At 70.4% G+C, this 23,227-nt stretch carries 21 protein-coding genes; 13 read left to right on the top strand and 8 right to left on the bottom strand.

Features of this window, described 5'->3' with window-relative positions; translation table 11 throughout:
• Positions 1 to 67: 67 nt before the first annotated feature.
• A complete protein-coding gene (locus JHW41_RS22270; RefSeq protein ID WP_250447356.1) occupies positions 68 to 631 on the bottom strand; it encodes a hypothetical protein in 564 nt (187 codons plus the stop codon).
• A gap of 15 nt (positions 632 to 646) precedes the next feature.
• Between JHW41_RS22270 and JHW41_RS22265 the strand changes: the two genes are divergently transcribed.
• From JHW41_RS22265 to JHW41_RS22235, 7 genes are all read left to right on the top strand, one after another.
• Positions 647 to 1,135, top strand: a complete 489-nt coding sequence (locus JHW41_RS22265; protein ID WP_250447353.1) for a hypothetical protein — start codon at positions 647 to 649, stop codon at positions 1,133 to 1,135.
• Between the two features lie 45 nt (positions 1,136 to 1,180).
• On the top strand, positions 1,181 to 1,729 hold the full coding sequence (locus JHW41_RS22260; RefSeq protein WP_250447351.1) for a hypothetical protein: 549 nt from the start codon (positions 1,181 to 1,183) through the stop codon (positions 1,727 to 1,729).
• A gap of 391 nt (positions 1,730 to 2,120) precedes the next feature.
• Positions 2,121 to 2,840 carry a PadR family transcriptional regulator gene (locus JHW41_RS22255; RefSeq protein ID WP_250447348.1) on the top strand — a complete coding sequence of 240 codons (720 nt, stop codon included), beginning with the start codon at positions 2,121 to 2,123 and terminating at the stop codon, positions 2,838 to 2,840.
• 241 nt (positions 2,841 to 3,081) lie between these two features.
• On the top strand, positions 3,082 to 3,909 hold the full coding sequence (locus JHW41_RS22250; RefSeq protein WP_250447345.1) for a siderophore-interacting protein: 828 nt from the start codon (positions 3,082 to 3,084) through the stop codon (positions 3,907 to 3,909).
• Positions 3,910 to 4,013: 104 nt separating this feature from the next.
• Positions 4,014 to 5,267 (top strand): MFS transporter, encoded by a 1,254-nt coding sequence (locus tag JHW41_RS22245; protein ID WP_250447343.1) that lies wholly within the window; start codon positions 4,014 to 4,016, stop codon positions 5,265 to 5,267.
• 187 nt (positions 5,268 to 5,454) lie between these two features.
• Positions 5,455 to 6,789, top strand: coding sequence for a hypothetical protein (locus JHW41_RS22240; protein WP_250447340.1), 1,335 nt, complete (start codon positions 5,455 to 5,457; stop codon positions 6,787 to 6,789).
• Positions 6,790 to 6,901: 112 nt separating this feature from the next.
• Entirely contained in the window at positions 6,902 to 8,272 is a 1,371-nt protein-coding gene (locus JHW41_RS22235; RefSeq protein ID WP_250447337.1) for a hypothetical protein, read from the top strand.
• Between the two features lie 159 nt (positions 8,273 to 8,431).
• On the opposite strand, the gene JHW41_RS22230 is transcribed toward JHW41_RS22235, so the two are convergent.
• Positions 8,432 to 9,541 carry a hypothetical protein gene (locus JHW41_RS22230; RefSeq protein ID WP_250447334.1) on the bottom strand — a complete coding sequence of 370 codons (1,110 nt, stop codon included), beginning with the start codon at positions 9,539 to 9,541 and terminating at the stop codon, positions 8,432 to 8,434.
• A 440-nt stretch (positions 9,542 to 9,981) separates the two neighbouring features.
• Positions 9,982 to 10,245: a hypothetical protein gene (locus JHW41_RS22225; protein ID WP_139382009.1), complete on the bottom strand. Its 264-nt coding sequence runs from the start codon at positions 10,243 to 10,245 to the stop codon at positions 9,982 to 9,984.
• Between the two features lie 140 nt (positions 10,246 to 10,385).
• On the opposite strand from JHW41_RS22225, the gene JHW41_RS22220 reads away from it, so the two are divergent.
• The 3 genes from JHW41_RS22220 (at position 10,386) to JHW41_RS22210 (ending at position 13,994) form a co-directional block, all read left to right on the top strand.
• On the top strand, positions 10,386 to 10,637 hold the full coding sequence (locus JHW41_RS22220) for a hypothetical protein (RefSeq protein ID WP_250447303.1): 252 nt from the start codon (positions 10,386 to 10,388) through the stop codon (positions 10,635 to 10,637).
• 287 nt (positions 10,638 to 10,924) lie between these two features.
• Positions 10,925 to 11,116 carry a DUF6229 family protein gene (locus JHW41_RS22215; protein WP_057946061.1) on the top strand — a complete coding sequence of 64 codons (192 nt, stop codon included), beginning with the start codon at positions 10,925 to 10,927 and terminating at the stop codon, positions 11,114 to 11,116.
• A 1-nt stretch (position 11,117) separates the two neighbouring features.
• Complete coding sequence (locus JHW41_RS22210) at positions 11,118 to 13,994, top strand: type 2 lanthipeptide synthetase LanM family protein (protein WP_250447272.1); 2,877 nt, start codon at positions 11,118 to 11,120, stop codon at positions 13,992 to 13,994.
• 64 nt (positions 13,995 to 14,058) lie between these two features.
• Here JHW41_RS22210 and JHW41_RS22205 read toward each other — a convergent pair whose 3' ends face one another.
• The 5 genes from JHW41_RS22205 to JHW41_RS22185 all read right to left on the bottom strand — a co-directional run bounded on the left by JHW41_RS22205 (position 14,059) and on the right by JHW41_RS22185 (position 20,022).
• The gene (locus tag JHW41_RS22205) at positions 14,059 to 16,200 is read right to left on the bottom strand and encodes a M13 family metallopeptidase (RefSeq protein WP_250447269.1); all 2,142 of its coding nucleotides are present in this window, start codon (positions 16,198 to 16,200) and stop codon (positions 14,059 to 14,061) included.
• Positions 16,201 to 16,692: 492 nt separating this feature from the next.
• Positions 16,693 to 17,406, bottom strand: a complete 714-nt coding sequence (locus JHW41_RS22200; RefSeq protein WP_250447265.1) for an AHH domain-containing protein — start codon at positions 17,404 to 17,406, stop codon at positions 16,693 to 16,695.
• A gap of 483 nt (positions 17,407 to 17,889) precedes the next feature.
• Positions 17,890 to 18,456 carry a hypothetical protein gene (locus JHW41_RS22195; RefSeq protein ID WP_250447262.1) on the bottom strand — a complete coding sequence of 189 codons (567 nt, stop codon included), beginning with the start codon at positions 18,454 to 18,456 and terminating at the stop codon, positions 17,890 to 17,892.
• Positions 18,457 to 18,515: 59 nt separating this feature from the next.
• Positions 18,516 to 19,019: a hypothetical protein gene (locus tag JHW41_RS22190; protein WP_057946065.1), complete on the bottom strand. Its 504-nt coding sequence runs from the start codon at positions 19,017 to 19,019 to the stop codon at positions 18,516 to 18,518.
• 193 nt (positions 19,020 to 19,212) lie between these two features.
• The gene (locus JHW41_RS22185; protein ID WP_250447260.1) at positions 19,213 to 20,022 is read right to left on the bottom strand and encodes a hypothetical protein; all 810 of its coding nucleotides are present in this window, start codon (positions 20,020 to 20,022) and stop codon (positions 19,213 to 19,215) included.
• A 327-nt stretch (positions 20,023 to 20,349) separates the two neighbouring features.
• Here JHW41_RS22185 and JHW41_RS22180 point away from each other — a divergent pair, with 327 nt between their 5' ends.
• From JHW41_RS22180 to JHW41_RS22170, 3 genes are all read left to right on the top strand, one after another.
• Positions 20,350 to 21,420, top strand: coding sequence for an AI-2E family transporter (locus JHW41_RS22180; RefSeq protein ID WP_078999976.1), 1,071 nt, complete (start codon positions 20,350 to 20,352; stop codon positions 21,418 to 21,420).
• Positions 21,421 to 21,660: 240 nt separating this feature from the next.
• On the top strand, positions 21,661 to 22,347 hold the full coding sequence (locus JHW41_RS22175) for a transposase (protein WP_250447257.1): 687 nt from the start codon (positions 21,661 to 21,663) through the stop codon (positions 22,345 to 22,347).
• 306 nt (positions 22,348 to 22,653) lie between these two features.
• Positions 22,654 to 23,190, top strand: coding sequence for a fimbrial protein (locus JHW41_RS22170; protein ID WP_057946068.1), 537 nt, complete (start codon positions 22,654 to 22,656; stop codon positions 23,188 to 23,190).
• The last annotated feature ends 37 nt before the right edge of the window (positions 23,191 to 23,227 follow it).

The following is a 23,227-nucleotide window of genomic DNA, read 5'->3' as shown; positions in this document are numbered from 1 at the left end:
TAGCGGAAGGCGTTGGGGCGTCCGCGACGCGATGTTCGGGGTAGTGCCGGAAATCGCGTGAGGCGCCTCATGCGAAAGGATCGGTCGGCGATATGCGGGGCCGGCGGGGCTTGAATTTCCAGTGCGCCATGGTTCGCTCCAAGTCCGGTTTCTTCGCCATGACGGCACTGTCGGCCGCGTTGCTTTGCGTTTGCGACAAGGCGCCTAGCGCCCGAACGTCCAGGGCGCGCAGCCGGCCGCGGTCGCTGTGGCCGCCGACGCCCGGAACAGTCGTTCCAGCGCCCGCGCCGCCTGCCACAACCCAAATCGCGGCGGATCCGCTGCGGGGCTGCGACGAAACATTGCTGGACGAAGCGGCGGGCAGCGGCCGCGTTCTCGTTGCCACCTGTCCGACCACGTCCGGGGCCGAAGTCCGCTTCGTCCACGAGCACGGCGCGAACACCCGCGTCGGCGCGTTCGAGATGGACAGCGTGGCGTACTCGGCGGTCGCCGATGCCGCGGCGAAGCTGTGGAACAAGCGCGTGGTGTCAGTGGACTTGGCGCAGGAGCGCGGCGGCACCTTGGTGATCGGCAACTGGAACGGCGAGGACTTCGTCGTCTCCACGCCGGCGGCCGCACGATCTGCGAACAAATCGCGATATCCGAGGTGGTCGGCGACCCCGACGAGTTGGCCCAGCTTTGGGATTTCCTGTGCCGCTATCTCGATGAAGCGCCCGAGCGCTTGCCCTCGGTTCGCAATGCCGACCTCCAGGGAGAGGCCGCATGGCTCGCCCGGGCGGATCGGTATCTGTTCAGCAGCCTGGTCGACGACGAGCACCGGTTGGTTCCAGGCCGGTTCAATGCGTTCCGCTTCTATTTCGCGGCAGTGCTTGAGTACTGGTACTTGCGTTGCGGCGCCTGGATCGAGGGCAAGGCATCCACACCCGCCTATCCGCCGGACTTGGCCGATGCCATGCGCTGGGACGGCGCCAATCCCTACGCGCGCGAGGCCGCGAGCCCGGCCCAACAGGCCGCATCGCGTGGAGATCTCTACCACTTTCGCCGCCGATGGCGCATCGTCGCTGTTCTGTCGACTTTGCTGTATGGCGGAATATTCGTCGGAATGGTCGCTATCGGATGGTTGGTCTTCGTATAGCCTAGGCGCCGGGGCCGACCCAATCCGCGAACCGAAGAGAGCCGCATGTCCTACTTCCCGTTCTTGCGTCCCGATTGCCGTTTGAAGGGATGTGGCTGGCTTCTCATGCCGATGCTGATCGCCGCGTCGGGCTGTTCCAGGGCCAGCGGCGATGCCGGGCCCGACTGGCGCAGCATCGATGCCAGCATGAAGAGCTCGCCGCAAGTGGACATCGCCTCGGTGGCGCCGCACGAGAATGGTTGGGCCGCGTGGACGCGATCGCCTGTCTATGCCGTGGATATCCCGAAGGGACTGGCGGTGCCGCTCGACAGCAAGAAGTGGGTGAGGATGCATGTCGATTGTCGCGAATCGTCCGCGGATGTCGCGTTCATCGAGGCGCGCTTGGTGGCGCCTTCCGGAGCCATCTTGCACGCGGTGAAGAAGGGCGAGGCCGGCGCCGATGACTATCCGTCGGCGGGCCGGATTCCTTATGCGATCAGCCCGCCCGCGATGATCTGCGCCGCCGCGGCGGCTCGGTGCCGGGGCGATGCCCTGACCTGGCCGCTGGAGCGCGGCGAGCAAACGGCGTTCGTACCGTCCTGCCGGCGGCTTTGACCACGGCATGAGCCTCCCGGCCGGACGTCGGACCTAGTCGGCCTCGGGCCTTCGGCAACCAGGGCCGCGCGACGCCTGGGCCGTTGCGACCTGTCCGGGGACGCTTCAAGCGTGTCGTCGATGAATCCGGTGCGACGCTGACGCAATCCGCACGTCGTTTGCTTGCATTCGCGAGCGCAGAGCCGGAGCGCCTCGCGCCGCCGCGCAGACTTTTGTCCGAGGGCTGGGCGATATGCCTGGTCGTGGAGACGCTCGCTTCATCCCACTTGCCGGCCTACCGGGGCGATCGCTCCGGTTGGCGATGAGTCTTGGCTGCGGCTTGAGGGACGCTTGACTATATATCTTAAGATATATATCTTAAGACCTATCTTAAGATAGGTCGGGTGTCTTCATGCGCCGTTTCTTCGAGTTCGATCCCAGCCGCGGCTTCGGCCGCGGCGACTTCTTCGGTTTCGAGTGCTTCACCCGTCACCTCGAAGCCCACGCCGGCGGTCATCCGCGCGGCGGCGGCCGCGGCGGGCGCCGCGGCGGTTTCGCCGGCGGGCCCGGTGGGGCGGGATTCCCGGGCGGTTTCCCCGGCGGCTTCGACGATGGCGAGGGTTTCTCGCGCGGCCGCAAATTCAGTTCCGACGATCTGCAGCTGCTGTTGCTGGCCTTGATCGAGGACAAGCCCAGTCACGGCTATGAGCTGATCAAGGCGTTGGAAACGCGTTCCAACGGCTTCTACAGCCCGAGTCCGGGCATGGTCTATCCGGCGCTGACGTACCTGGAGGAACTGGGCTACGTCACCGTCGAACTGGAAGGCAACCGCAAGCGCTATGCGCTGGCGGCGCCGGGCGTCGAGCATCTGGGCGCGAACCGCGAGCGGGTGGATGTGATGCTGGCCAAGCTCAGCCACATCGCGCGCAAGATGGATTCGGTGCGGCGCGCGCTGGCCGGCGAGGATCCGGCCGATCCGTCCGAGGGAGGCTGGTTGCCGGAGCTGATCCAGGCGCGGCGCGCGCTCAAGACCGCGCTGTTCCGCCGCGACGACGTGCCCGCCGACGAGCAGCGCCGCATCGCCGCGATCCTGCAGCGCGCCACCCGCGAGATCGAGGGTGGCGGTGACTGATCGCCGCCTGGCCGCTCAGCCGCCTCGCCGGTACGCGGCGTGCGACGCATCCGATTCAACACACCTCCGATCCGACGCATCCGATTCAAAAGATTCGATTCAAAAGATCCGGTTCAACCGATCCGATTCAACACAGCCAGCCCGCCGCGCCCGGCACCCGGTCCGCGCAGCCCGCCGCCATCGCATCCGACAACCGCGAACGCCGCCGCGCGCGGCGCTCGCACGAATTCCAGGACTTCCCATGCAAGACACATCCAGCGATCTGGCGGTCGTGCGCGTCCGCCACCCATTGAAACTGCGGCTGTTGCGGGTCGACCGGGTGGAACCGGTGACGCCGCATCTGCTGCGCGTCGTCCTGAGCGGCGAGGACCTCGCCGACTTCGTCTCGGCTTCGTTCGACGACCACGTCAAGGTGCTGTTCCCCGCGCCCGGCCAGGAGCGCCCGACGATGCCGACGTTGGGTCCGGCCGGCTTCGTCTTCGCCGACGGCGTCGAGCGTCCGCCGGTGCGCGACTTCACTCCGCGCCGTTTCGATCCGGCCGCGCGCGAGCTCGAACTGGAGTTCGCCCTGCACGAGGCCGGCCCGGCCAGCGACTGGGCGCGTCAGGCCCAGGTCGGCGACTACCTCGGCATCGGCGGGCCGCGCGGTTCGCGGGTGGTCCCGGCCGGATTCGCCTGGCACCTGCTGATCGGCGACGACACCGCCTTGCCGGCGATCGCGCGCCGCCTGCAGGAACTGCCGGCTGCGGCGCGCGCGATCGCCGTGCTCGAAGTCGAGGACGCGAGCGCGCGCATCGACTTCGCCACCGCCGCGTCGCTGCAGGCGCATTGGCGTTACCGCAGCGGCGGCGATCCGTCGGCCGAGTCGCCGCTGTTGCGCGCGGTGCGCGAACTGCACTGGCCGCAGGACGGCGACGCCGGCTATGTCTGGGCCGCGGGCGAATCCGGCGCGATCCGCGCCGTGCGCCAGCACCTGCTGGGCGAGCGCGGCGTCGACAAGTCGCGCCTGCATGCGGCCGGCTACTGGAAGCGCGGCGCGCCCGGCGCGCACGAGCCGCTGGACGATTGAAGCGCGCGGCGCGCGCCGCGACACGCGCGCGCCGCAACACACCGGACACCCGGGTTCTCCCTCCCCACCGACGCGGTCGCCGCGACCGCAAGGCCCCATCCCCCATGTACTCGATCGATCCCACGCGCGAGCGCCGCCTGCTGTGGCTGCTCATGCTGACCCAGTTCACCCTGATCATGGACTTCATGGTGATGATGCCGCTGGGCCCGCAGATCATGCGCGCCCTGCACATCTCGCCGGCGCAGTTCGCCGCCGCGGTCTCGGCCTATTCGATCTGCGGCGGCCTGTCGGGCCTGCTCGCGGCAACCTACATCGACCGCTTCGACCGGCGCAAGCTGCTGCTGGCGATGTACGCGTTGTTCGCCCTGTCGAACCTGGCCTGCGCGCTGGCCGGCAGCTACGAGCTGCTGCTGGCCTCGCGCGCGTTCGCCGGCGTCAGCGGCGGCGTGCTGGGCTCGATCATCATGGCGATCATCGCCGACGTGATCCCGGCCCAGCGCCGCGGCGCCGCCACCGGCACGGTGATGACCGCGTTCGCGGTGGCCTCGGTGATCGGCGTGCCGGTCGGCATCCTGCTCGGCGCGCATTCGCAGTGGTCGGCGCCGTTCTGGCTGCTGGTGGCCTTGTCGCTGCTGATCTGGCTGGCCGGCACGCGGGTCGTGCCGCCGCTGGACCAGCACCTGTCGCGCCAGCGCGAGCCGCTGGCGCGTGCGTTGCCGAACCTGATCGGGCTGTTCGCCAATGCGCGCCACCTCAACGCCTTCGCCCTGACGCTGATGCTGACCACCTCGCAAATGCTGGTGATTCCCTTCATCTCGCCGATGCTGGTCGCCAACCACGGCATCGAACCTTCGCAGCTGTCGTGGATGTACATGGCCGGCGGCGTGGCGGCGTTCTTCACCTCGCGCCTGATCGGGCGCCTGGCCGACCGCCACGGCAAGCAGCGGGTGTATCGCATCGCGGTGGCGGTGTCGCTGTTGCCGGTGCTGTTCGTGACCCACCTGCCGGCGGTCGGATTCCTCGCGATGCTGTTGTTCTTCCCGTTCTTCATGGTCTCGATGAACGGCCGCATGGTGCCGCTGCAGGCGCTGCAGACCACGGTGCCGCAGCCGCAGCAGCGCGGCGCCTTCCTCAGCGCGAACAGCGCAGTGATGTCGCTGGGCACCGGTCTGGGCGCGTGGTTGGGCGGGCTGATGCTGAGCACCGATGCGAGCGGACACATCGCCGGTTACGGCACGGTGGGCTGGGTCGCCGCGGGTTTGGCGCTGTGTTCGGCGCTGTGGGTGGGACGCGTGAGCGCGGCCGATGCGCCGGCGGTGGCGCCCGCGCAGGCGGACGCGCGCGGCGACGCGGCCTGAGATCGCCGCCGCCGCTTCGATCCGTCCGACGATCCCTTCGATCCCGCAAGGCGCGCAGGGCGCCGACGCATTGGCCTGCGTCGGCGCCGTTTTGCGTAGAGATGCCTAATCATCGAGCGAACGACCGAAGACGTTTCGTCTTCGCGCCGCCGCTTGCGCGCCGAGCTACGCAACCAGGAGACCGACCGTGTCCGATCCCCATCCCAAAGTCCCCAAGCCGTCGTTCGCGGATCGGATCAAGGGCTTCGCCGAATCCTTCGCCAAGCATTCGGCGAACGAGTTCGATCTGTCGGGCACCTGGCAGGATTTCTCCCACAGCGCGCCCGAACCCCCGACTGCGAAGCCCTCGTTCGCGTTCAAGCCCATGGCGCCGCAACCGGTGCCCGTGCCGACGTTCTCGATGCCGTCGTTCGGCGCGCCCCATCACGGCCCGACCGGTCGCCCGGCGCCGCTGCCGCCGATGCCCGCGCCGTCGTCGTCTTCCTCCGGCACCGGCGGCATCGAACTCGATCCGCTGACGGCCGCGGCGATCATGCACGACGGCTACAAGGACAAGAGCACGCGCGACCTCAACGGCTGGACCCGGGTCGGCGACGAGGAACTGCGCGCGTTGCCGCAGCCGCTGAACCCCGACGATTTCCACCGCCATCCCAGCGGCATGCGCGCGGACCTGTATCGCAAGGGCGACGCCTATACGCTGGAATTCCGCGGCACCCAAGTGGCGGCCGACTGGCCGCACAACATCAGCCAGGCCACCGGCTACGGCAGCGGCCAGTACGACGCCGCGGTGGAGTTGACCGAACAGGTGAAGGCGTCGCTGCCGGACGGCCTGAAGTTCGTCGTCGGCCATTCCAAGGGCGGCGGCCAGGCCTATGTGAGCGGGCAGGCCAACGGCGTCGATAGCGTCATCGCCAACCCGGCGTGGCCGCATGTCGCGACGTTGGAAAAATACGGCGTGGTCATGGACGCGTCCGAGCTGCGGCCGAAGAACACCACCTTGCACGTGAACGGCGAGCCCTTGACCGCGCTGCAACAACTCGGCGCGACGTCGCTGGTGCAGCCGCACGGCCCGATGCTCGACTTCCAGCCCCCGCCGCACGTCCCGCGCCAGTCGCCGCTGCTGCGCCACTATGTCGAGGGGATGGAGCCGGACATGGACATGGCCAAGAACATCATCAGCGGCCTGGACCGCATGGGCTACCAGACCTTCATCCACGGCGCCAAGGTGTTGGAGAACGCATGCGCGGACCAGCGCGCCGGCGAACTGGCGACGCTGGCCAAGAGCCAGCACATGCCGCAGGTGGACGCAATCATCAAGGGCGAGAAAGGCGGCGGCTTCCTGGTCTGCGGCGACGTGCACGACTCCAGCGCGCAGAGGATCCATTTCGGAGGCGCGGTGCCGGAAGGCGAACTGGCGCGCGACACCTGCAAGCGGATCAACGATGCGCTGCAGGCGAACCCGGCGCAGACGCAGGGCGGCGCGCCGCAGCAGGCGCAGACGGGACCGGGTTTCGCGCGCTGAGCGAACGCGGCGGGAGCCGCGGCGAAGGCACGCGCCGGTCCGCGCGCCTTCGCGCGCCGCGAACGCATCGGTGCCACAATCGGGACCGCCAAGAACGCTAAGGAGAGCTGTGATGGGTGATCCCAACCGCGTCGCGAATCCGCCGCCGCCGCCGAACCAGGTGCCGCCCGAGCCGAACCCGGCCAGCATCCTCGGCCCGGGCCGCGCCACGGCCGGGGTCGATCCGCCGGTTCCCCCGCTCGCCGGATCGGGACAGGGCACCGCGCTCGGCGGCCTGTTCATCAACGACCGACTGTTCACCTATCGCTTCGAACGCGACCTGTTGCCGGTGCCGGGCGGTCACGTGGTGTCCACCGGCGCCGCGCTGACCGGCCTGGACGGCGCGACCACCCGGCTGGAAGCGGGCAGCAGCACCGGCCGGTACACGCTGGCGGTATCCGGCGATCCGCGCATCGGTTCGGCGGTCGGCGCGCTGCGCATCGGCGACGGCGTCGATTCGGCGACCCTGGGCGGCGCGATCAATCCCGCCACCGGCGCCAACATGGTGTTCGGCGGCCTGCAGTTCGATCGCGACTCCATCGCCGCGCGCTATGGCTGGGACCGCAACGGCAGCACTGTCGGCGTCGACGGCCGCCTCGGCTTGTCCGGCGGGACCGCGCTGACCGGCGCGTACGAATACGCCAGCGCCGCCGACCGCCACCGCGTCTCGCTCGGCTACGAGGGCGGCAACGCCGGGCCGAACCTCGGCACCGGCGTGGCCTGGGCGCCGAACGGAGTCAATTTCAACGCGTTCGCCAATGTGCCGGTCGGCGGCGGCGAACACCCGTGGCGGCTCGGCGCCAGCGGCGCCTACGACACCGGCACGCGCCAGGGCAACGCGCTGGCGACCCTGACGGCGCCCAATTTCCTCGCGCCGAACCTCAACCTGGATCTGGCGGCCGGCGCGGACATCCGCGACGGCCGGATCGCGGGGCCGCAAGTCGATGCGCGCTTGCGCTATGCGCCGCCCGATGCTGGCGGCGCCAATGCCTTCATCCGTTTCCAGGGCAACCAGGACCGCGAGGCCGTCACCTTCGGCCTCAGTTTCCCCCTCGGCGGCGACGCGCCGCGCTCGCGTCCTTCCGGCGAAGGTCTGCCGGGCTTGCAGGTGCCGCCGCCGCCGGATCGGCGCAGCGCGAACGAACCGCAGACGCGCGGACTGGATGCGGCGCTGGGCGAACCGCGGATCGGCCCGCCGGCGCCGGCGGACGGCGGCGCGCGCCGTCCGGGCGATCTCTCTTCGCTGCTGCACGACCTGGGCAACGGCGACCGCACCGCGCTGGCGGCCGCGGCCGCCCTGGGGCCGGGCCAGGAACTGCGCCGCGCGGCCGTCGCCGAAGCCGACCGCCAGCAGGCGCAGCAAGCCACGGCCGCGCCGATCCAGACGGCGCAGGCGCCGGAGCGACCGGACGCGCCAACGCGCGGCGCGCGTTCGCTGGGGTGAACCTGTGGCGCGTCTGGCTGGCCGTGTCGTGCGTATGGTCCGCCGACGCGGATCGGACGGGACGCGCCGACGGCCATCGATAAAGGCAGCGCTCGCAGCGCGTCGAACCGACGCAGCCCCGCCGCGCGGAGCTGCGTCGGCCGCCTCGCGCGGCCCCGCTCAGTTCACATCGATCGCCCGCGGCGACTTGCCCAGCGGGCCGTAGCCGCTCAGGCCGAAATCGCTGACCGTGCGGCGCACGCCGGTGGCCGGATCGACCTGCAACAACTGGCCTTTGCCATCGGTGCCGCTGTCGCCGTCGACGACGTAGATGACCTGCTGGTCGCGCGACCAGCGGATCGCGACCGGCCGTGAGCCGAGCGGACCCTGCGCCTGCGCGCCGAGATCGCTGATCAGGTGACGATAGCCCGAGGCCGGATCGATCTTGACCACGGCGCCGCGTCCGTCGCTGCCGGCGTGGGCGACCAGCACATGGATGCTGCCGTCGCTGCCGGCGATGACCGAGTTCGGAGCGCTGTCGCGGCTCGGATCGACCCAGCCCTGCAGCACGTCGCCGAAGTCGCTGAGCACCGAGCGGCCCTTGTTGATCGGATCGATGGCCAGCAACGCGCCCTGTCCGTTGGTGCCGGTGGTCATGTCGGTCACCAGCATCTTGCCGCCGAGGCCGAGCGCGCCCGGCCGCCAGGTCAGGGCGACGGCCTGCGCGGCGCGCGCGCCGCGGCCGTCGCCGAGGTCGGAGAACACGCTCCGGCGGCCGTTGCCGTCGAGCTTGAAGATCGCCGCGCGGCCGTCGGTGCCCGCGCGCCGGTCGAGCACGAAGAAGCCGCTGAGCGGCCCCAGCAGCACCGGCGGCACGTAGATCACGCCCTCGGGCTGGCTGCCCAGCGGGCCGCGCGAGGCGTCGCCGAAATCGCTCATCACCGTGCGCTTGCCGTTGGCCAGGTCGATCTCGAACACCGCGCCGCGGCCGCCGGTGCCGGCTTTGGCGTCGGTGGCGACCCAGCGGTCGTCGCCGCCCCACAAGCCGGTCGAGACGCGGGCCAGGCCGCTCGGCGTCGCGCCGAGCGTGCCCTGGGCGATGTTGCCGAAATCCGACAGCGTGCGCCGATAGCCGCTGACCGCGTCGATGGCGTACAGCGCGCCGCGGCCGGTCGCGCCGCCCGCCTGGTCGAGCACGATCAGGGCGCCGGGCGCGGGATAGGTCGATTGGGCGTTGGCAACGGCGGCGGTGCCGAGCAGTACCGCGAACAGCAGGTGTCTTGCGCGCATGGACGATCTCCGTGGGGTGAGGGCTGCGGCACCGCCGCGCCCGCCGCGGACGCGCAAGCGCGAGCGGCGTGCCAGGGAGAAACTCACCACGGTCGCGCCGGCGATGCCGTGATCCATCGCGTGCGGTGAGCGAACGATAGAAGCGGTGAGCGCGAAGCGCGGCCGCGCGCAACGCCGCAGCGTGAAACTGGTCGCGCCGGTTTATCGAATTCGGGCCGTCGAGGTTGCGTCGATGAAAGTCGGTCGCCGTTGCTCGATCGTCGGCGCGCGGTCGTCGGCGTCGGTTGGCGATGTCGGACCGCTATGTCGGAGTCTCGCGCCCGAAGCGGACGCACGCGCCGCGACTGCCGCCGGGCGCGCAAAACAGCGCGAAAACAAAAAGCGGAGCCCAAGTCTGGGCTCCGCTTCTCGTCGCGATCCTGTCCGCTCGTGGCGAGCGTTCAGATCTCCACGATCGGACCGCCCGGATCCGGCGCCGGCGGGCAGCCCGCGCTCTGGCTGCAGACGGCGATCAGGCGCCAGGCGCCGCCGCGGCACTGGTAGTAGTAGCCGGGATCGCGCGGATGATCGTAGGGCACCAGGAACATGTGGCCCTCGGCCGACGCCGTGCATTCATAGGTCGGCTCGGCCGCGGCCGGCGCGGCGGCGATCATGAGCCCGACGAAGAAAGCCGATGCGGCCCCTTTGCCAATCCATCCCTTCATGCGGTATTCCTCCGTTGAAAGCCGCCGCGGCTCATTCCCTTTGCGGGGTCATGACGACGCGCGTCCTTGCGGTACCGCGATGCGCGCGCGTTCCGGAAGCGGCGGCGGCTTCCGGACATCCTGGCAGGCGACGCTAGCACATGATGCGGCGCGTCATGGGGTGCGTACTGAGCCTCACTATCGAGCGCGGGCATGTCTCCGGTTTCGACACGAATGTTCGGCCGCCGCCACGCGCCGCGCGCCGCGACGTTCGCGCACGCAAGTCGCTGGAAATGCGCGTGGTCCGGCATCGGTATGGCTCGTGCGACGCAGTCGTGGCGCGGCAATTTGCGGTCGCGACCCGGCACGAAACCTCCTTGCGCTTCGCGATTCGGCCCGCGCTGTCGCATTGACTTGCCGGTGAGGCCGGTGCAAGGCTGAAACGGTGTCTGGAACGGCACGGACGGGACGAAACACCGATGCGGCGATCGCGCCGCTCCGTCCATCGGGGTCTTCAGGCATGCACAGAAGTGTCCTCGCAACGTACCCGAACGCAAAAGGAGGGCGTGCTGTTAACGATAGCGATCTGGTCGCGATGGCGGATCCATTTCCATAGCGACTTTCATCCGCACGGGGTGCGGCACGATCCGGTGCCGCCGAATCGTTGAATTCCGATAATGCTCCACAAGGAGGAATCGTCATGGCAATGGACAAGCAGGCCGCGGATCTGACGATCGCGTGGCGTAATCAGGCCGGCGCCGATCATCCGGCCGGGCCGTTGTTCTCGAGCGGCGAGTTCGCGCAGGCGGATTTGGTGTTCGACAGCGTGGACGGCTGCACCGCGTCGCTCTGCACGGGATCGTGCACGGTCATGTGCTGCATCCTGGGTTGATATGGCGTCTGTAGCGGACGCACGCGGTTTCGAAGCATCGCTGGGCTGCCTGACCTCGTCCGCGCTGGACGATCTGGCAGCCCAGCTTCGTTCCAGCCCCGGCCTGGGCGAGCGCGAAGCCGAGCGGGTGCTGCAGGCGACCGGCGAATCGCTGACCACGGTGGTGCACGCCAAGGTCGGGCGCCTGCTGTTGCTGGAACTCAACGCCGCGCGCGTGACCGGCCGGCTGGGCGAGGACGGCAGCGCGCAGGAACGTTGGCAGCGTTTCATCGAACTGGCGTCGCAACGCGAGTTCTGGGACGGGCTGCATCCGCACTATCCGACCCTGCTGCCGCGGGTGCGGCGTATCGTCGAGCATCGCTGCGCGGCGTCGCTGTCGTTCGCCCGGCGCTGGAGCGAAGACCGACCGCGCCTGGCCGAACTGTGCGGGGGCGACCCCGGCGAATTGCAGTCGCTGCGTTTCGGCGCGGGCGACAGTCATTGCCAGGGACTGACCGTGGCCGTGGTGGCCTGCGAAGGCGGCCAGGTGGTGTACAAGCCGCGCTCGCTGGCGATCGACATCGCGTTGCGCGGATTCCTGCGGATGCTCGAACGCGCGCACGGCGCAGCGTTGCCGATCGCGGTGCCGCGAGTGGTGGATCGCGGCGGGCACGGCTGGAGCGAATTCGTCGCCCATCGCCATGCGGCCGGCGAAGACGAATTGCGCAGCTTCTACCTGGGCATCGGCCACTGGCTGGCGGTGATGCGCCTGCTCGGCGGCACCGACCTGCACGCCGAGAATCTGATCGCGCACGGCGGTCGCCCGGTGGTGGTGGATTGCGAAACCCTGTTCACGCCGAGACTGCCGACGCTCGCCTCGGGCCTGGGCGACGGCCACGACCGCGCCGTCGATCTGGTCTCCGGCACCGTACTCAACATCGGCCTGCTGCCCACGCGCGGCGCCGGCCTGGGCTGGCGCGGCGTCGACAATTCCGCGGCCGGCATGCTGCCGGGCCAGCAGCCGATGATGAGCCTGCCGGGCATCGTCGACGCGGGATCGGACCGGGCACGGCTGGGCCAGCAACTGGTGGCCGCGCCGGTCGCGCAGAACCATCCCAGCGCCGAACCGATGCTGCATCGTTATTGGCCGCAGGTGTTGCAAGGCTTCGATGCCTCGACCTCGACGCTGCAGCGAATGGACGCGGACGGCACGCTGCGCGCGACGCTGGCCGCCTTCGCCGATTGCCAGGTGCGGGTGGTGCCGCGCGCCAGCGAGGCCTATGCCGAGATCGGCCGCATGCTGTGGCATCCGGTGTCGTTGCACGACGAAGCCAAGGCGCGACGCACCGCGCACGAACTGCTGGCCAAGATGGCCGCCAACGTCTCCATCGCGCCCGACGATCCGCACGTGATCGACGCCGAGATCGACGACCTGCTCGACGGCGACATTCCGCTGTTTTCCACCCGGGTCCGCGAGGGACGCCTGCACGGGCCGCGCGGCACCCGGTGGCTGGCGCCGGGCGATCTGGCGGAGCGATCCTGGCGCCGCTGGAAAGCGGCGGATTTCGAGATGGAGCGGCGCTTCATCGGCGCCTCGCTGATCAGCGCCTACGCCAACGACGGCTGGATGCCCGATATGCCGCAACTGCGGGTCGAGCCGCGCGTCGAGGATCTCGACCGGCGCCGGCGCGAGCAGGTCGCGCGCATCGTCGGCCGCATGATCGACAACGCCATATTCGGCGACGACGGCACGGTGGCCTGGGTCGCGCCGGGTTTCACCGCCGCCGGCTGGGCGGTGCAGCCGCTGGGCGTCGACGTCTACAACGGCGTGTCCGGCATGGCCTTGCTGGCCGGCGCGTACCTGCGCGAGGCCGCGGCCGGACGCGCGGACCGGCTCGACGGAGTCGAGCCCTTGTTCGCCGCCAGCGTGCGCACGCTGGCCTTCGCCGAGGCCCGGCGCGCCGAGCAGCGACGCGGACGGCTGAAGCTGCGGCCGCGCACGCCCGGCGCGTACGTCGGCCTGGGCTCGCAGATCTGGACCTGGCTGCAACTCGCGCGTTGGGGACTCGATGACGGCGACGGCCTGGCCCGCGCGCGCGCCCTGGCCGAGGAACTGCCGGAGTCCGCCGCGGCCGACGAGGTCAACGATGTGCTGATGGGAACGGCGGGCGCGATCGCGCCGCTGTTGATGCTGGCGCGCGCCAGCGGCGACGCCGGCTACGCCGATCTGGCCAGCGACCTGGGCCGGCGCCTGGTCGAGCGCGGACGACGCGAGGACGGCCGCCTGTTCTGGACCCACGAGCGCTGGCCGCAAGGCCTGGGCGGGTTCGCGCACGGCGCCAGCGGCATGGGCTGGGCGTTGACGCGGCTCGCGCGCGAGACCGGTCGCGGCGAGCATCACGACGCCGCGCAGGCCGCGTTCGCGTTCGAAGACGCCTTGTTCGATACGCAGGAGGGCAACTGGCGCGACCTGCGCATGCTGCCCGGAGTGACCGCCTCGACCGCGTGGTGCCACGGCGCGACCGGCATCGGTTTGGCGCGCGCGGACCTGGACCGGCGATACCTGCAACCGCGCACGCGCGAAACCTTGCGCGCCGCCGCCGCGGCCACCTGGCGCGCAGGCTTGGGCTGGAACCATTGCGCCTGCCACGGCGATGCCGGCAACGGCGAATTGCTGGCGCATGCGATCGATGCCGGGGTCGGCCCCGAGGGCGTGAGCAGGACCGACCTGCTGGCCGCGCTGGTGACCGGCCTGGAACGGCACGGGGCCTACTCGGGCGGCCCGCGCGAGGTGTTCTCGCCGGCGCTGTTGCCCGGCATCGGCGGCATCGCCTATCAGTTGCTGCGCGCGCACGCGGACAGCGATTTGCCGACGATCCTGGTGCCGGCGGTCGACTAGCGCCGCCAACGCGGCCGGCGGCCGCCGAGCGCACGGACGCGGCCGCGTCCGTGCGCGCGACGCATCACCAGATCTTGATCCGCTGCTCCGGCGCCAGATACAGCGCTTCGCCCGGCTTGGCGCCCCAGGCGTCGTACCACGCGTCGATGTTGCGCACGGTCTGCGCGCGCTGCGCGGCCGGGGCGTGGCCGTCGGTGAGGATGCGCTGGCGCAGGGCGGCGTCGCGGATCTTGCTGCGCCAGGTCTGGCCGAACGCGAGGAAGAAGCGCTGGTCGCCGCTGAGGCCGTCGATCACCGGCGCGTCCTTGCCGCCGAGCGACTTGCGGTAGGCCATGTAGGCGATGGTCAGGCCGGAGACGTCGGCGATGTTCTCGCCGGAGGTCAGCTTGCCGTTGACGTGCAGGCCCGGCAGCGGCTGGTAGGCGCTGTACTGCGCGGCGAGTTTTTGCGTGGCTTCGGCGAAGTGCTTGCTGTCTTCCGGCGTCCACCAGTTGTGCAGTTTGCCCTGGCCGTCGAATTCGGCGCCGGTGTCGTCGAAACCGTGGCTGATCTCGTGGCCGATCACCGCGCCGATCGCGCCGTAGTTCGCGGCCGGGTCGGCGTCGGGATCGAAGAACGGCTTGTCGAGGATCGCCGCGGGGAAGTTCATCGCGTTCTGCAGCGGCAGTTGCACCGCGTTGACGGTCTGCGGGGTCATCCACCACTCGCCGGCGTCGACCGGCTGGCCGAGCTTGCCGATCTGGTGGCGGTATTCCTGCAGTTCCGCGCGCAGGCGGTTGCCGAGCGCGTCGTCGGCGCGGATCTCCAGCTTGGCGTAATCGCGCCAGCGCTCGGGATAGCCGACGCCGACCCGCATCGACTTGGCCTTCTCGCGCGCCTTGGCCTTGGTCTGCGCCGACATCCAGGCCAGCGAGTCCACGCGCTCGTCGAACGCGGCGAGGATGTTGTGCACCATCTCCTCGACCTTGGCCTTGGACGAAGCCGGGAAATACTTTTCCGCGTAGAGCTTGCCGACCGCGTCGCCGAGCGCGGCGCTGGTCGCGTCGAGCGCGCGCTTGCCGCGCTCGCGCGCCTGCGGGGTGCCGGCCAGGGTGGTGCCGTGGAAACCGAAGGCCAGATCGGTATAGGCCTTGGGCAGCTCGCCGGGGCCGCGCAGGGGTTCGTTCCAGGCGGCGTGGTCGAGCGCGTGGAAGGTCAGGTAATCCTGCCACGCCGGCAGCGGTTCGCTGCCGACCAGACGGGCGATGCCGGCGATCGCGCCGGGCTGCCAGGCGACGACGGTTTTCTGCGCCGACAGTCCGGCCGCGTCGAAGAACGCGGTCCAGTCGATGCCCGGCGCGCGCTGCGCGAACGCGGCGGCCGGCCACGGGTTGTTCGACTTGTGCACGTTCTGCGAATCGATCACCGGCGCGTGCGCCTTGGCGATCTTGGTTTCCAGCGCGAGGATCGCCTTGGCCTTGGTTTCGGCATCGGCGACGCCGGCTTGCTTCAACAGCGCGGCGATGTAGGTTTCGTAGGCGGCGCGGGTCGCCGCCATGTCCTTGTCCTGCGACAGGTAGTACTCGCGGTCGGGCATGCCCAGGCCGCCCTGCATCAAGGTGGCGACGTAGGCCGGTTCGTCCAGGCTCTTGGCGACGAACACGCCGAACAGGTTGTCGGTGTGGAAGTTGGTCGCGTTGAGCGGATCGGTGTCGGCGCGCACGCCGGCGCCGAGCACGCGCGAGAGGTCGGCGCGCGAGGCGATGGCCTTGATCGAATCCAGTTGCGGCTGCAGCGACTGCAGGCCGCGCTTCTCGATCCCGGCCTCGTCCATGTAGGCGGCGTGGAAGTCGGCGATGCGGCGCGCGTCGCTGCCGTCGGCGGGCTTGCTCGCGGCCAATTGCGCGATCAGTTCGGCGTTGCGCTTCTCCGCGGTTTCCAGCAGCACGGTGAACGCGCCGTAGTTGGAGCGGTCGGCGGGAATCTCGAAGTTCTTGCGCCAGCCGCCGTTGGCGAAGGCGTCGAAGTCGTCGCCGGGCTTCACCGACTTGTCCATGCCGGCGAGATCGACGCCCGACACCGGCGTCGCCGCTGCGGCGGGCGCCGCGGCCGCGGGCTTGGCGGGCTCGGGTGCGGCCGCTTCGTTGCCGGCCGGCTTGCACGCGGCGAGGCCGCCGGCGAGCGCCAGCGCCAGGCCGAGGGAGAGGAGGTTGGGACGCAGGGACATGGGCGTGATTCCGTGGCGGAAGCGTAGGGACGCGGCCGACGGGCGCTTGCCGGCGTCTCGCCGCCGCCGGTGCGGGCGGCGCTGGGCCAGCGGTCGGCGCGCGGCCGGTCGCGGGGAACGGGGAACGGGGAACGAGGAGCGGGCCGACAGGCGACGGCCTTCGAATAGCCGGCGCATTGTGCGCCAGCCGGTCCCGGGGCTGGAAGTGCGTGAAGTCCGCGGGCCTTTTGCCGGCGCGCGCGCGCGACCGGCGGCCGGCGGCGCGGTGGCGGCCGCCACGGTCGTGGCATGACGACGCGGCAGCGCTGCCGCGCAGGCGACGATCATGGGCGCCGCGGCGAAACCGACAGACCCGGCAAAACGCGGGCCGGCCGATCCCCGCCCCGGTGTCGCGGCGGGGGGGGATCGGCGAACGTCGCCGCGGAGCGCCGGCGAGGGGACGTCCGGACGCGTCGGGCCGACGTCGACGCGACGTGTCCGCGCGCCGCGCGTTCAGTCGCCGTCGGAATCCTGCGACAGATCGCAGAAGCCGCCCTGGGCATCGCACAGGTTCGGATACCACTTGCTGGCGGTGCCCTTCTCGATCTCCGGCCGCATCTCGGAGATCACGCTGTCGACCAGCTTCTTGATGTTGTCCGCTTGGGTCAGGTCGAGCTTGCAGTCCTGGCCGTCGTTCTTCTTCTTCATGTAGCGGGCTTCGATCTCGGCGCTGTACTTGATGTGGCTGCCGCGATGGATCGGCAGTGGCGTGGCCATCGCGCTCTGGGTGGCGGCGTCGGACGGCAGCGCGATCAGGTTGGCCGCGCTGTCGGAACTCCAGACCTGGTTGAGCGGGGTCTTGTACGCATCGGGCAGCGCCCGCACCTGCGCCATCGGAAACACGTGATGGGCCTGCATCTTGTCGTTGACGCTCAGGCCGAGCAAAGACCTGCGCCGGTCGCCGTTGGTCATGAGGTTGGGATAGCTCTGCAGGCCCGCGTTCTGCTCGGAATCGCCGAGCGGGCCGACGTGCGCGCGCGGGTGCGGCGAGGCGGCTTCGCGGTCGAGGGCCGCTCGTTCGGCTTCGAGCAGGTTCAACGGCGAGGGATCGCCGGTGGCGGGCCAGTCTGCGCAGTTCACTTGCGCCGAGGCGGTCGCGCACGCCATCGACAGGACGAGCGCGGCCAGCGCGGCGGCGGTCTTGCGGGGTGGGGGAATGAGGCGCATGTGATCTCCTTTCACATAGGGTCGATGGCGAGCCGGGGCATCGGCTCTGGCGGCGGACCGGCATCGATTTACGCTTGCGGCGCATGCATCGCGGCGCCGATCGCGGGATGCGATCGGTCCGCGGACATGCATTGCACTGCATCGCGTCGTGCTGCGCATGCGCCGCGATGCGCGATGCCGTCCGGCCATTCGTTATCGGCAAGCGCGCGGGAAATGGCAACGACGCAGTTCACTCATTGGCGATCGGCATCATGAAGATCGTGACTGTCATGACGCGGCGTGCGGATTCAGGCACGCAGGCGATGTTCGCTTCGCGTTGTCTTCATCGAGCTGAAGACGTGGCAGTCCGCGCGAGGGGCGCGACATCGCGGTGCGCAACCATGGCCTCGCTTCACCTTGCAACGCGGGGAGGTCGGTCTGCAGACGCGAGCCCGCAGTCAGGCCCGTCGATTCGTTGCGATGAGCAAACGCGGCGCGCGGCGCTCAACGCGCGGCGCGCGGGCGATCCGTGCGCGGTTGCGCTTGCCGCAGGCGCATCGGCTCGTACGGCGTCCAGTCCACGCACATCAAGGTGAAGTCCTGGTCGGCCGGCACCAGCGTCGGGCCTTGAGTGGCGGCGAAGGTGCGCACGGTGTAGACGATGTTCGCGTCGTAGTCCGGGCCAACGGTGTCGGAGTACTGGCTGGGCTTGATGCTGGAATGGATCGAGATGCTCGATGCGCGCGCGGTGCCGTCGCTGAGGCTGGCGTTGCAGATGCCTTGGGTGAACGAGTAGGTGTAGACCCCGGATTCCTCGTCGATCTCCGAGTCCAGCGGATAGCCGACGCTGACCCGGTAGACGCCGGGAGCGACGCGTACGGAAGACGAGCCGGCGTAGCAGTCCGCGCCGTAGCGATAGGCCCGCAGCGAGCCGTCGGCATTGATGTACGCGGCGCATTTGGCGTGCGCGAGCGGCGCGGCGATGGTCGCGGCGACAAGAACGGCGAGCGCGGCCCGGGCGCGAAGTCCGCGGCCGGTGCGTCGCGTCGATGGCGTCGATGGAGTGTTCATGCGCGTGAGGCTCCTCGCCGAAGCGGCGGCAGCGCCGGATCGCCGGCCGATGCCTGCCATCAGTTGATGCAGAGCATCGAGAAATCCAGGTCGGCCGGGACCAGGGTCGGGCCCGTGCCGGCGGCGAAGGTGCGCACCGTGTAGGTGACGCGGCCGTTGTGCGTCGAGGGGACCGGCTGCGGCGACATGGGCGGCTTGAAGTCCGGAACCATCTTCACGCTGGCCGCGCCGGCGTGCTCGCTGCCGGCGCTGATCGTGCAGATGCCGGGGTGGAACGTGCGGATCGGCGCGCCGGTGGCCGGATCGGTGTCGTCCATGAGCGGATAACTCACTCCGACCGTATAGACCCCGGTGGCGATGCGCGTGGGCCAGCCGATCCAGCAGTCGCCTTCGCCGCGTACCGCCTGGACGGTGCCGTCGGCGTTGATATAAGCGTTGCAGGTGCCGTATGCGGACGCGAGCGCCGGCATCAGCGCGGCCAGTGCGAGGCCGCATGCGGCGTAGCGGCGAAGCGCGGCGGCGGTGTCGCGCTTCGGCGCGGGTGCGGCGTGCGTGGTTTTCATGCGCGCGAATCTCCCATCGATATCGCCGCATCGACGGCGTCGGCGCGGCCACCAAGGTGCGCGGCGATCATGGTCGCGGGCGTTGCCCGTGTCTGTGATCGAGCGCCTCGTTGTCCGCGGCGGATTGCGCGTTCTGGGAGGCCGCTCGCCGTTTCTCGGCGCGCGCCGATACGGCAACGCAGTCGTGGCGATATCAGTCCGGCACGACTTGATGGATTTCGAACCAGTCGTCGAACTCGTTGTCCTGCGCGGTCGGGAAATCCGCGGGCAGGTCGGCCAGCAGCTCGCCGCCGGTGACGTTGTCCGCCGGCAGCACATGGCGGTCGTACATCGGCGTCGGCAGCGCGGGTAGGCGCAGGTCCGGGGGAAACGACGCCACCGGCTGGATCGGATAGCTGTCCATGTTCTTCAGCGCCTGCAGCGGCGTTCGATCGACGGGCTTGTCGATGCGCACCGCGCGCCAGTCGATGCGGATGAATTCCGGCGCGTAGGCGTACAGGTGCGCGTCGTCGGTCTCGGACGGATCGGACAACGGGTTCTTCGACGCGCGCACGCAGTAGTACACGCCGTACCAGTGATCGCGCTGGGCCTGTTCCTCGTAGCGGCGGCAGGCGTCGAGGTAGTTGTCGATGTATTGCTCGACGGTGGCGTGGTTGGGATTGGCGATGGTGGTCAGCGGCACCAGGTTGCGCCAGGTGTCGCCGCGCCCGTGCCAGCGGCCGTTGACCAGATGGCCGCGGATCCAGCCGGGCGGGCGGTCGCCGACGAAGGTGTCGGGCGGGCCGCCGGCGAGCACGCGGTCCCACGGCGCGCCGCCCACCGACGGATAGTTGGTCTGCTGCGCGTCGGGCATCTTGAGGTCCGGTCCCAGCACCGCCGCCGCCCAGCTCGCGCCGAAGTCGGCGATCTGGCGCCGGGCGAGCGCGCCGGCGCCGGCGCGGATGTTGAGGAAGATCGGCGTGTTCGGGCTCCAGCGCTTGCGGTCGTAGACGATGCGGCTCATGGCGTCACCTGGGGTGTGGGCGATCGGCCCGGCGGGCGATCGGTGCGGCGCTACGTGCGCGGGAAACCGCGCGCGGCCGGCGTCGCCCGGCACGGCGCCACGGCGCATGGGCGCATCGGCGCAACGGCAGCTGGTCGGATGGGCCGGCACAGGGAAAACGCGCGCGGCGTCGCGGCGTGAAAGCGGCCGGGTCCGGCGCCGCCGGTGTCGGGCGCGGGCGACGGGTCGGCGTGGCGACGGCGGCGTCCGCCGCGGGCGCCGCTCGCGGCGGGGTGACAGCGCGAAGCCCGCCACTACAATGCCGCATCGCACCCCTGGAACGCCGCAATGGAACCCCACGTCGACCCTGCCGCGGCGCCCGGCCCCGGCGTCGCTCCCACGCTTGCGGCGACGTCGCTGAAAGCGCCGCCGGCGCGCATCGCGGCCTGGCTGTTCGCCGCGGCGGCGCTGTTCCTGGTGCTGAAGTTCGGCCTGCTCAGCGCGCTGCTGTCGGGGTTGCTGGTGTTCCAGCTGGTGCACACGCTCGCGCGCCTGGCCGACCGGCGGATCAAGGGGCAGTGGGCGCGGCTGTTCGCGGTGATGCTGATCGCGGCGCTGGTGGTCGGCGGCCTGACCCTGGCGACCCTGGGCCTGATCGCGTTCTTCCGCGCCGACACCGGCGGCGAGCAGGCGCTGCTGGCGCGGCTGATGGACGTCATCGACGCCTCGCGCGCGCAGGTGCCGGCCTGGGCCCAGCCCTACCTGCCGGAAGACCTCAGCGACCTGCAGCGCGCGCTGAGCGCGTGGCTGGACGAGCACCGCGGCGAGTTGAGCCTGGTCGGCGCCGAAGCGGTGCAGCTGGGCGCGCGGCTGGTGATCGGCATGGTGCTCGGCGCGATGATCGCGCTGCAGGACGAACTGCAGCCGCTCAAGCTCGGTCCGCTGGGCTCGGAAATGCTGGCGCGCGCCGCGCGCCTGTCCGACGCGTTCCGCCGGGTGGTGTTCGCGCAGATCAAGATCTCCGCGCTCAACACCGCGTTCACCGCGGCCTTCCTGCTGATCGTGCTGCCGTTGTTCGGCGTGCACCTGCCGATGGCCAAGACCCTGGTGGTGCTGACCTTCGTGGTCGGGCTGCTGCCGGTGGTCGGCAACCTGATCTCCAACACCCTGATCACTGTGGCCGGTCTGTCGGTGTCGGTCTACGTCGCCGCGGCGGCGTTGCTGTATCTGGTGCTGATCCACAAACTGGAATACTTCCTCAACGCGCGCATCGTCGGCGGCGAGATCCAGGCGCGCGCATGGGAGCTGCTGCTGGCGATGCTGATGATGGAAGCCCTGTTCGGCATGCCGGGGCTGGTGGCCGCGCCGATCTACTACGCCTACCTCAAGCGCGAACTGGTCGAGCAAGGCTGGATCTGAGGCCGCGCGGGCCGCGCCCGCGCCGTTGATCTGCGACGCGGCACCGAACAGCCGGGCCGCGCGGCTCGCGCCTGCGCGCGCAGGCGGTTGCATCCGAAACGAACCGATGCGCGCTGGGTCCATCGCGCGGCGGCGCGTGCGCGGCCGACGTCATCGCGGTCCGCGCAGCGTGCGCGGGAGCGCTGCGAATCGCCAAGGCGTTCAGTTTCTGTTTCGTAAAAACGCCTTGTATCGAGTGGGGTGTCGCGGAGAAAAAACGTTCTGGATATTAGACGGGTCGCATTTTCTGTGACCTTCGTCGCTGGTACGCGCGGCCCGGTCGGCGGCGCCAGTTCATCGCGTTGCGCCGGCCGCACGATCCGTGCGGCGCGGCCGCAAGGAGAAGCAGTGAATCCGAAAGCGCTCATCGCAGCGAGGGCGGTGCGGACCGGCGCGGCCGTGCCGCGCGCATTCGCGGACGAATCGGCGGGAGGCCGGATGTTGGCGGCGGCGCGTTCGCGCGCGAGCGGCGACGATCATCCGCATCCGCGCTCGGCACAGACGCGGACCCGGCTCGACGACGCGCAGTGGCGGGCCATCGCCGCGCGCCTGCCGCCGACGCTGACCCGGCGCGCGCAACGCAACGCCCCTCGCTATCGGCGCTTCGTCGAGGACGTGCTGCAGGTCGCCGCCGGCGACCTGCGCTGGCGCGAACTGGAGCCGAACGCGGGCAGCTGGCGCACGGTGTACATGCGTTTCCTGCGCTGGTGCGAGGACGGCGTGTGGGACGGCGTGATCGATGCGTTGCAGGCCGAGCCGGAACTGGCCCGGGCGCTGCGCCGGCGCGTGGACGAGCATCGGCGCGCGAGCGGGCGGCGCCGGCAGACCGCGGCGCCGAAGACCGACGCCGCCGCGCACGCGCATCGGCGCGGCGACCGCGCGCGCTGACGCGCGAGCCCGCGTGCTCACGTGTCGCCGCGCAAGCCGATGCATCCATGCGCCGCCGCGCAAGCCGACGGCGCTTGCGCGCATGCATCGCCGATGGCGCCGCGCATCGCGGCGCGAAATGTTACCCGGAATACATTTGCATCCCGATGGTGGGGAGCGAGCGGAGCCGGCGCGTTTCTAATGAGGACGACGCGCGCTTCGCCGGCGCGAGTGGTCCGGGCCGCGCACGCGGCACCGTCCCGACCAACGCCGACGCGCGCCGCGATGCGCGGCCGCGGCGCGGACCCAATCCCCTGGAGATCAGCAATGAAGCGTGCTTCCGCAATCGCGTTCGCCCTCGCCCTGGCCGTGCCCGGCGCGTGTTTCGCCGCCGACGGCACCGTCCACTTCGAAGGCTCGGTGATCGCGCCGACCTGCGTGCTCACCAACGGGCCGTCGCCGGCCGACATCCGGGTCAAGCTGCCCGCGGTCGCGGTGTCGGCGCTGTCGGCCGCCGGCGAAGTCGCCGGCCGCACGCCCTTCATCATCCGCGTCGCCGATTGCGATGCCAGCACCACCCAGATCCAGACCTTCTTCGAGCCGGGCCCGACCATCAACACCAGCAACAACAACCTGACCCTGCAGGGCGGCGCCGGCACCGCCGGCAACGTCGAGCTGCAGGTGCTCAACGCCGATTACTCGCAGGTCTTGCTGGGCAACCCGCTGGCGCTGCAGAACAGCCAGCAGGTCGCGGTCGATACCGGCGGCGCCGCGCTGCGCTATTACGCGCAGTACTTCGCGACCGGCGCGGCGACCGCCGGCTCGGCGAACAGCAGCGTCACCTTCACCATGATCTACCAGTAAGTCCCCCATCCCATCTGCGTGCCGCCGACGACGGCCG

The organism is Lysobacter enzymogenes, from assembly GCF_023617245.1.
Taxonomy (GTDB): domain Bacteria; phylum Pseudomonadota; class Gammaproteobacteria; order Xanthomonadales; family Xanthomonadaceae; genus Lysobacter; species Lysobacter yananisis.
The sequence above is the reverse complement of the archived record's forward strand: the minus strand, read 5'-3'. Positions and strand labels throughout refer to the sequence as shown.

Coding starts and splice junctions, on each gene's coding strand:
- JHW41_RS22245 (WP_250447343.1), top strand. CDS start 4,014: ATGTACTCGATCGATCCCACGCGCGAGCGCCGCCTGCTGTGGCTGCTC.
- JHW41_RS22180 (WP_078999976.1), top strand. CDS start 20,350: ATGGAACCCCACGTCGACCCTGCCGCGGCGCCCGGCCCCGGCGTCGCT.
- JHW41_RS22190 (WP_057946065.1), bottom strand. CDS start 19,019: ATGAAAACCACGCACGCCGCACCCGCGCCGAAGCGCGACACCGCCGCC.
- JHW41_RS22200 (WP_250447265.1), bottom strand. CDS start 17,406: ATGCGCCTCATTCCCCCACCCCGCAAGACCGCCGCCGCGCTGGCCGCG.
- JHW41_RS22260 (WP_250447351.1), top strand. CDS start 1,181: ATGTCCTACTTCCCGTTCTTGCGTCCCGATTGCCGTTTGAAGGGATGT.
- JHW41_RS22185 (WP_250447260.1), bottom strand. CDS start 20,022: ATGAGCCGCATCGTCTACGACCGCAAGCGCTGGAGCCCGAACACGCCG.
- JHW41_RS22215 (WP_057946061.1), top strand. CDS start 10,925: ATGGCAATGGACAAGCAGGCCGCGGATCTGACGATCGCGTGGCGTAAT.
- JHW41_RS22230 (WP_250447334.1), bottom strand. CDS start 9,541: ATGCGCGCAAGACACCTGCTGTTCGCGGTACTGCTCGGCACCGCCGCC.
- JHW41_RS22255 (WP_250447348.1), top strand. CDS start 2,121: ATGCGCCGTTTCTTCGAGTTCGATCCCAGCCGCGGCTTCGGCCGCGGC.
- JHW41_RS22220 (WP_250447303.1), top strand. CDS start 10,386: ATGATGCGGCGCGTCATGGGGTGCGTACTGAGCCTCACTATCGAGCGC.
- JHW41_RS22170 (WP_057946068.1), top strand. CDS start 22,654: ATGAAGCGTGCTTCCGCAATCGCGTTCGCCCTCGCCCTGGCCGTGCCC.
- JHW41_RS22250 (WP_250447345.1), top strand. CDS start 3,082: ATGCAAGACACATCCAGCGATCTGGCGGTCGTGCGCGTCCGCCACCCA.
- JHW41_RS22205 (WP_250447269.1), bottom strand. CDS start 16,200: ATGTCCCTGCGTCCCAACCTCCTCTCCCTCGGCCTGGCGCTGGCGCTC.
- JHW41_RS22195 (WP_250447262.1), bottom strand. CDS start 18,456: ATGAACACTCCATCGACGCCATCGACGCGACGCACCGGCCGCGGACTT.
- JHW41_RS22225 (WP_139382009.1), bottom strand. CDS start 10,245: ATGAAGGGATGGATTGGCAAAGGGGCCGCATCGGCTTTCTTCGTCGGG.
- JHW41_RS22210 (WP_250447272.1), top strand. CDS start 11,118: ATGGCGTCTGTAGCGGACGCACGCGGTTTCGAAGCATCGCTGGGCTGC.
- JHW41_RS22235 (WP_250447337.1), top strand. CDS start 6,902: ATGGGTGATCCCAACCGCGTCGCGAATCCGCCGCCGCCGCCGAACCAG.